Source organism: Polaromonas sp. CT11-55, from assembly GCF_047303325.1.
In the GTDB taxonomy this organism is placed as follows: Bacteria; Pseudomonadota; Gammaproteobacteria; order Burkholderiales; family Burkholderiaceae_C; genus Polaromonas.
Window position 1 is genome coordinate 1 of the sequence record NZ_JBKBEX010000012.1, and the last position, 7,500, is coordinate 7,500.

The window sequence follows — 7,500 nt, forward strand, 5'->3', positions numbered from 1 at the left end:
AACGCCAATCCCGGCGACACGCTGCAGTACACCTTGACGGCCACCAACAACGGCACGCAGCCGCTGTCCACGCTGTTTGTGAGCGATTCGACCGCGGCCTTCACCGGCTTTGTGTCGGCCGCCTGCCCGGGCACGCTGCCCACGGGCATCACCGGCTGCACGGTGACGACACAGCCGGCGGTCAATGCGCAGGGGGCGCTGAAGTGGACCTTCACCGGCTCGCTGGCTTCCGGCGGGCAACTGATCGTCACCTACCGCGTCAAGGTCGACCAGTAGGCCCGGTACGAGGCTGGCCTCAGCTGCACAGGCCGCGCACCATGTTCAGCGCGCGCAAGGCATCCACCCAATCATCGGGCAGCTCGTCGGCCGAATGGCCCGTGGGAAAGGAAAAGTAGCCGTCCGCGTCGTTGTGGTTCAAGCGGAACCAGAAGGCGTCATCCCATTTGAACGAGATGTAGGTGACAAAGACATTGCCGTCCTCGGCGAACTTTTGCTGGTTGCCATCCATATAACTGGTGGGCACGCCGATGTGGATATGGTCCGTCTGGTTGCCTATCGGGTAGAAGCTGTTGGCCTGGGCCGGCGCGCTGTAGCCGGCATTGCTCAGCGTCAGTTTGGAAACTTGCAGGTAACGCATGGTGATCTCCTGTGGGGGTTGAAATGGTGGGGCGGCAGCGGTCCAAGCGGCTTAGGCCAGCACGGCTTCGGCCGCGCGCACGCCTTCGAAATAAGCGGCCTGCAGGGTGCCGTAGCACTGCGGGTTGGTGGCTTCGCCCGCGAAATGCAGTTTGCCCAGGGGTACGCCCAGGTCGCTGCGGGCCTTCAGGGGCCCGGGGTCCTGGGGGCCGCCACCTATGAAGGCGGTGTAGGAATAAGCGCCCAGGGCGTTGGGGTTGGCGCTCCAGTTGGTGATGGCCTTGCCAGTGGTGAAGTACACGCCGTCGAAGGCGGACTGGATGCCGGCCTTGAAGAGCTCGAACACGTCCTTGTCCGCCATGGCGTCCAGCGCGGCGGCAAAATCTCCCGCCGCGTGGCCCACCAGCACGTCGGGGGAATGGGGCAGGCGGTAGCACTGCCACACCCCTTCCGGCTCCGCTTCGATCAGGTAGTAATTGGTGCCGGGCACGATGCCGGCGGGGTCGGTGCGCAGCTTCAAGGCCAGCTTTTTGTAGGAGCCCAGCCGTAAGGCCTTGAGCGCGTTGGTATAGGTGGCGGGCAGCGCCGGCTCGAAGCGGATGGCGCCGCTGCCCAGAACCGCCACCGGCACGGTGACGATACAGGCGTCGACCGCCAGCGTGCCCGAAGTGCCCAGGGTCAGGGTGATGCCGCTGCCGCCGTAGGCGATGGCGCTGACGCGGGTGTCGAAGCGCGCCTTGTAGCGGTCTTTGTACAGGGTGGGCAGGAGCTGGCCGTAGGCCGCGACCAGGGTGCCCACGCCGCGCTTGACGAACAGGTTCTCCGCGCCGTCGCCCGCCGCCTCCCGGGCCCGGTCCGCCGCCAGGTATTGCCAGGTCTCGGCCGATTCCGTGAACGGGCCATAGGGGGAGGTCGCATGGCCGAACATTTCCACCTGGGTGTCAAAGCGGGGTTTGGCGGCCACCACGACGTTTGGCTGGGTCTTGGCGGCGTTGTAAGACAGCTGGATGCCGTTGACGACGGCCAGCACTTCGGGGTCGGTGGTGTCGACGTTTTCCCAGGTGCCGTCGTCGTCGACGCGCAGCTCGTAGGAGGCGTCCTCTTTCACCGTCTCGAAGCCCAGGTCTTTGGCGATTTCGGTTAGCGGGTTGGTGGTCGGGTCCTGGATGTACTGCGCCCCCATGTCGAAGGCAAATCCTGGAATGGACTTGCTGTCGGTCCGGGCGCGGCCGCCATAGCCGCCTGCGGCCTCCAGCAGGTGTACCTCGCTGACATCGGCATCCCCCAAAAGCGTGTGCGCCGCGGCGATACCGGCCAGGCCGCCGCCGACAATGGCTACTTTCATGCGCTTGCCCTTTCGTCTTCCCTCGGCGCGAAAGACGTTTCGCGCAGCGTGGACCTTGACTCTAGGCAGGCACCCGCGTGCTGGCGATTACAGCGAATTACAAGGGATTACAGGGAACTACGGGAGAAGGGGCGGGCTTCACAGCATCTCGTCCGGCGCAAGCGGCCCTATCAGTTTGAGCATCAGCTTCAAGCCCAGGCTCGCGTCAGGCTCCATCCTGGAGTCCTTGAGCTGTGAGCCCTGGGGCGCGCGCCAGACCATCTGGCCCTGATCGTCCAGTTCCACACGATAGGCGCCGGCGGCCAGCGTGGGTTCGATCAGGCGCGTGGCTTCAGCCGAGATGGCGCGGTTGCGGATGATGATGGCGACTTCGCTGTTCTGCAGCTGGGAACGCAGGTCCAGGTTCATAGAGCCGACCACCAGCAGGCGGTCGTCCATCACCACCACCTTGGAATGCAGGCTGGCGCGCGAGCCGCTGGTGGAGCCGCCCGTGGAGCCGCCGCCCAGTGCCGATGAGCCGAAGCTTGAGAAAGAGCCTTGCTGTTCGGCGCGCATTTCATACAGCTCTATGCCCATGTCGAGGAGGGCCTTGCGGTAGCGCGCATAACCGACATGGGCGGCGGGCGCGTCGTTGGAGGCCAGCGAGTTGGTCAGCACGCGCACGCGCACGCCGCGTCGGCGAAGGTCGGCGAACTGCGCCATCATGCGTTCACCGGGCACGAAGTAGGGCGAGACGATAAGCAGGTTGCCCTTGGCCTGCGACATCAGCTGCAGCAGGCCGTCCACCGTGGTGTCCTGGGATTCGCCGGTCGTGTCGGCATCTGCGGCGATCTTGGACGGCTTGTCGACCAGCAGGACGGACGGCGCCCAGGTCCAGGTCAGCAGGCGCAGGTCGGTGGAGTCGGGCAGCGCGGCGGCGGATGCGGCGGAAGCATTCGATTCAGCGATGGCGGCTTGCGTGGCGCTGGCCAGCGTCGCCGGATCTTCCCGGTTGAGATTGGCGGCCTGGGCGCCGGCGGGCGGCGGCTTGAGGGCCTCGATCTCCTTGGCTGTCATCAGAGACTGCACCGGGTAGGCCAGCGGGTTGTTCCAGTACTGGTCGAAGCTGGCGGACAGGTCGCGCGCGATGCGGCCGGCCGCGATCACGTCGATGTCCACAAAATTCGTGCCCTTGCTCTGGCCGAAGTAGGTTTCGCCCAGGTTGCGCCCGCCGGTGATGGCGACGGCGTTGTCGGCCACAAAAATCTTGTTGTGCATGCGCCGCTGCATGCGCGCGGCGTCCTTGAGGTTGCTCAGTATGCGCATCACCATGGAACCGCGCCCGCCGGGAAGGGGGTTGAACAGCCGCAGCTCGAAGTTTTTCTCGAAGGCGAGCTTGAGCACCTGGGCGTTCTTGCCCGAGGTGTTGAAGTCGTCCAGCAGTATGCGTATGCGCACGCCGCGGCCGGCGGCCTCGCGCAGGGCCTCGAACATGCGTTCGGTGGTGTCATCGGCAAAGATGGCGTAGTACTGGATGTCCAGGGTTTTCTGCGCGGCCTTGATCAGGGTCATGCGGCTGGTGAAGGCGAGTTCGGCATCGCCCACCAGCGCAAAGCCGGAATCGTTGCGGGTGCCGGCCTTGGCGGCGCGGGCCGCCACCAGCGCGCCCAGCCGGGTTTCCTCGGGCTTGGCCAGGGCGGTGGACACCGGCCTGTCCACTTCGCTGGGCAAGGAGGCGCAGCCGGCCAGCCACAAGGTAGTGAGCGCCAGGGCCAGCGCCGGCAACAGGTGCCGGAATGCCGGGAGGACAGGCTTGTGGGAGATGGCGCTGGAGGCGCTGGGGGTGGTCGGCATGGTGCAGACCACTGTAGCGTAAGGAGATGTGCCGGATGGCTGGGCCGCCTGCGTGGGCGCCGACTCTTTGTGTAGGAGCCCGGCTTGACCGCGCAAGCCGGGGTTTGCGGAACCCGCAAAAAGAGAGTGGGCGCTTACGGCGCCACGCTCAGGACGACAAGGCTTCCCAGCGCTGCAGCGCCTCCATCAGCTCTTCCTCGATCTTGCTGTTGCGCGCATTGAGCTCGGCCGCCCGCTTGGCGTTGGTGGTGTAGAGCGTGCCGTCGTAAAGCTCCTGCTCAATCGCTTTTTGCTGCGACTCGAGCTGCTGGATCAGCGCCGGCAGGCCGTCGAGTTCGCGCTGCTCCTTGTAGCTGAGCTTCTTTTTGGCGGGAGCTTCGCCGGTCTCCTTGCGGGGCTCGGCGCTTTTGCCCGCGGGCTTGGCGCTTGAGGCGCCCGGGGCAGGCCTGGCGTTGCCGGTGATCTGCGCGGCGCGTTTGGACTGGGTGATCCAGTCAGTCACGCCGCCTTCGTATTCGCGCCAGAAGCCGGGGTTCTCGGGCGTGCCTTCATAGGCGATGGTGCTGGTGACCACGTTGTCGAGGAAGCGCCTGTCGTGGCTGACCAGGAAGACCGTGCCTTCGTAGTTCTGCAGCAGGTCTTCCAGCAGCTCCAGGGTGTCGATGTCCAGGTCGTTGGTCGGCTCGTCGAGCACCAGCACATTGGCCGGCCGGGCGAACAGGCGCGCCAGCAGCAGGCGGTTGCGTTCGCCGCCCGAGAGGGTGCGGACGGGCGAGTTGGCGCGGGCCGGCGAGAACAAAAAGTCGGTGAGGTAGCTCTTGACGTGTTTTTTTGCGCCGTTGATCTCCACCCATTCGCTGCCGGGGCTGATGAAGTCTTCCAGCGTGGCGTCCAGGTCCAGACTGTCGCGCATCTGGTCGAAATAGGCCACCTGCAGGTTGGCGCCCTGGCGCACTTTGCCGGGCGGCGTGGTTGCGTCGGGCTGCAGCTCGCCCAGGATGAGCTTGAGCAGTGTGGTCTTGCCGGCGCCATTGGGGCCCAGCAGGCCGATCTTGTCGCCGCGCAGCAAGGTGCCGGTGAATTTGTTGACGATGAGCTTTTCGCTGCCGGGGTGGCCGAAGCTTTTGCTCACGTTGCTGAGCTCGGCGACGATCTTGCCGCTTCGCTCGCCGCTGGAAACATCGAGGTTGACGCGGCCCACGGCATCGCGCCGGGCCGCGCGGTTGGCGCGCAGGGCTTCGAGGCGGCCGATTCGGGCCACGCTGCGGGTGCGGCGCGCTTCCACGCCCTTGCGTATCCAGATTTCTTCCTGCGCAAGCAGCTTGTCGGCCTTTGCGTTGATGACGGCCTCTTGGGCCATCTGCTCTTCCTTTTGCACCAGGTACTGGGCGAAGTTGCCGGGGTAGCTGTTGAGCTTGCCGCGGTCCAGCTCGACGATGACGGTGGCGACCTGGTCCAGGAAGGCGCGGTCGTGGGTGATGGTGATGATGCTGCCGTTGAAATTGACCAGTAGCTCTTCCAGCCAGGCGATGGAGTCCAGGTCCAGGTGGTTGGTTGGCTCGTCGAGCAGCAGCACGTCGGGCTTGGCGACCAGCGCCTGGGCCAGTGCCACGCGCTTTTTGGTGCCGCCCGAGAGCGAGCCGACGATGGCGTCCTTGTCCAGGTGCAGGCGGTGCAGGGTTTCCTCGACGCGCTGCTCCCAGGTCCAGCCGTCCAGCGCCTCGATTTCCGACTGAAGGGCGTCCAGGTCGGTGTTTTCGTCGGCCGCCAGGTATTGCTCGACCACGTGGCGGGTGCGCGCCAGGCCCGCGCTGGCCGCGATGAACACGGTGGCGTGCGGGTCCAGGCTGGGTTCCTGCGGTACGTAGGCGATGCGCAGGTTCTGCTGCAGCTGCAGCGTGCCGTCATCGGGTTTTTCGAGGCCGGCGAGGATTTTGAGCAGGGATGACTTGCCGGTGCCGTTGCGGCCGATCAGGCCTATGCGCTGGTTGCTCTCAAGGGAAAAATCTGCGTGATCCAGCAGTGCGACGTGCCCAAAAGCGAGTTGGGCGTCCAGGAGGGTAATAAGTGCCATATAGAAGGAGGATTATCCGTCCCCGCGCCAGGCCGGCGTCCACGCGGCATTCACGGCGCGCCCGGCCGTTGAATACAAGTCCTTACGATTGGCGGCCCTGCCGGTGTGGCGCGGCAGCCCTATCGCCTGCCGGGGCTCGCCGATATAGTCATCGGCTAGGGCGACGCATCACTGAGGGAGATTTCGTGGAATTGCAAATCAACGGCCGGCTTGTCCAGGCCGACGCCGATCCCGGCATGCCCCTGTTATGGCTGCTGCGCGACGTGCTGAACATGACCGGCACCAAGTTCGGCTGCGGCGTGGCGGCCTGCGGAGCCTGCACCGTGCGTATCGACGGCCAGGCCGTGCGTTCCTGCTCGGTGCCGGTGTCCGCCGTGCTCGGCAAGCGCATCCAGACCATTGAAGCGCTGGGCACGCCGGACAAACCCCATGCCCTGCAGCTGGCCTGGATCGCCGAGCAGGTGCCGCAATGCGGCTACTGCCAGTCGGGCATGCTGATGGCCGCTGCCGCGCTGCTCGAGGCAAACCCCAGGCCGACGGATGCCGACATCGACGCGGCCATGACCAATATTTGCCGCTGCGGCACCTATCAGCGCATACGCGTGGCCATCAAGCGAGCGGCCGCCGTGGTCCCCGGCGCCGTGAAGAAGGCCAAAGCATGAAGCGGCGGGCCTGGCTGTTCAGCGCCGCGGGCGCGGCCGGCGCGCTGCTGGTCGGCTGGAGCATGCTGCCGGCGCGCTCGCGCCTGGGCAGCGCGGCCCATCCCTGGCCGGCCGGCGCGGAACCCGACCTCACGGGCGTGGTCTTCAACGGCTGGATCAAGATACGCGCCGACGGCGGCGTGGTGCTGGCCATGCCGCGCAGCGAAATGGGGCAGGGCGTGCACACCGCGCTGGCTATGCTGGTGGCCGAGGAGCTGGACGTGCCGCTGGCGCGGGTCAGCCTGGAGCAGGCCGGCTCCGATACGATTTACGGCAATGTGGCCATGCTGGTTGGCAGCCTGCCCTTTCATCCGCTGGAAGTGGACGACTATGCGGCGGAAGGAGCACCCCGGGTGCGCCCTACCAAGGTCCGGCTTGGCGAATGGATGGTAGGCAAGCTGGCCCGCGAACTGGGTATCAACGCCACGGGCGCGTCGTCCAGCGTGGCCGACGCCTGGGAAGTGCTGCGTACGGCCGCGGCGACCGCCCGCGCCTCGCTGCTGGGGGCGGCGTCGCTGGACTGGAAGCTGCCGGTGGATGAGCTCAGCATCAGCAAAGGGGTGATTTCCCATCCGTCCGGGCCTTCGGCCCACTACGGGGAACTGGCGAAGTTCGCCGCGGCGACGCCGCCGGGCGAAGTGAAACTCAAAAGCCGCAGGGACTGGAGCCTGATAGGGCGCAAGGCCCCGCGCTCGGACCTGCCCGCCAAGGTTAACGGCACGGCGGTCTTCGGCCTGGACGTGCGGCTGCCGGGCATGCTGTACGCGGCAGTCCGGCTGTGCCCTATGCTGGGCGGCTCGGCCGGCGCCATTCATACAGAGGTTGCGCTGGCCGCGCCCGGGGTGGAGCGCCTTGTGCGACTGCCTGCCTATGCGGGCTCCACCGCCGGGTTTGCCGTCGTGGGAAAAACC

At 66.3% G+C, this 7,500-nt stretch carries 7 protein-coding genes (1 of these 7 only partly in view); 3 read left to right on the top strand and 4 right to left on the bottom strand.

The features are described from left to right. A partial coding sequence (locus ACEN8I_RS12825; protein WP_413328859.1) for a hypothetical protein occupies positions 1–276 on the top strand: 276 nt, incomplete at its 5' end. 19 nt (positions 277–295) lie between these two features. Here ACEN8I_RS12825 and ACEN8I_RS12830 read toward each other — a convergent pair. From ACEN8I_RS12830 to ACEN8I_RS12845, 4 genes are all read right to left on the bottom strand, one after another. Next, complete coding sequence (locus ACEN8I_RS12830; RefSeq protein ID WP_413328860.1) at positions 296–637, bottom strand: hypothetical protein; 342 nt, start codon at positions 635–637, stop codon at positions 296–298. A 51-nt stretch (positions 638–688) separates the two neighbouring features. Continuing rightward, positions 689–1,981: a flavin monoamine oxidase family protein gene (locus ACEN8I_RS12835; RefSeq protein ID WP_413328861.1), complete on the bottom strand. Its 1,293-nt coding sequence runs from the start codon at positions 1,979–1,981 to the stop codon at positions 689–691. A 138-nt stretch (positions 1,982–2,119) separates the two neighbouring features. Further along, the gene (locus ACEN8I_RS12840) at positions 2,120–3,814 is read right to left on the bottom strand and encodes a phospholipase D family protein (RefSeq protein ID WP_413328862.1); all 1,695 of its coding nucleotides are present in this window, start codon (positions 3,812–3,814) and stop codon (positions 2,120–2,122) included. 148 nt (positions 3,815–3,962) lie between these two features. Next, positions 3,963–5,888 (bottom strand): ATP-binding cassette domain-containing protein, encoded by a 1,926-nt coding sequence (locus ACEN8I_RS12845; RefSeq protein ID WP_413328863.1) that lies wholly within the window; start codon positions 5,886–5,888, stop codon positions 3,963–3,965. Between the two features lie 185 nt (positions 5,889–6,073). Between ACEN8I_RS12845 and ACEN8I_RS12850 the strand changes: the two genes are divergently transcribed. Both ACEN8I_RS12850 and ACEN8I_RS12855 read left to right on the top strand, forming a co-directional pair. Next, positions 6,074–6,550 (top strand): (2Fe-2S)-binding protein, encoded by a 477-nt coding sequence (locus ACEN8I_RS12850; RefSeq protein ID WP_413328864.1) that lies wholly within the window; start codon positions 6,074–6,076, stop codon positions 6,548–6,550. Further along, positions 6,547–7,500: the 5' end (the start) of a molybdopterin cofactor-binding domain-containing protein gene (locus ACEN8I_RS12855; protein ID WP_413328865.1), read on the top strand. Its footprint extends 1,359 nt past the window's final position; only the first 954 of its 2,313 coding nucleotides appear in the window; the start codon lies at positions 6,547–6,549; the stop codon falls past the right edge of the window. Before ACEN8I_RS12850 ends, ACEN8I_RS12855 begins: the two co-directional genes overlap by 4 nt.

Coding starts and splice junctions, on each gene's coding strand:
- ACEN8I_RS12830 (WP_413328860.1), bottom strand. CDS start 637: ATGCGTTACCTGCAAGTTTCCAAACTGACGCTGAGCAATGCCGGCTAC.
- ACEN8I_RS12835 (WP_413328861.1), bottom strand. CDS start 1,981: ATGAAAGTAGCCATTGTCGGCGGCGGCCTGGCCGGTATCGCCGCGGCG.
- ACEN8I_RS12840 (WP_413328862.1), bottom strand. CDS start 3,814: ATGCCGACCACCCCCAGCGCCTCCAGCGCCATCTCCCACAAGCCTGTC.
- ACEN8I_RS12845 (WP_413328863.1), bottom strand. CDS start 5,888: ATGGCACTTATTACCCTCCTGGACGCCCAACTCGCTTTTGGGCACGTC.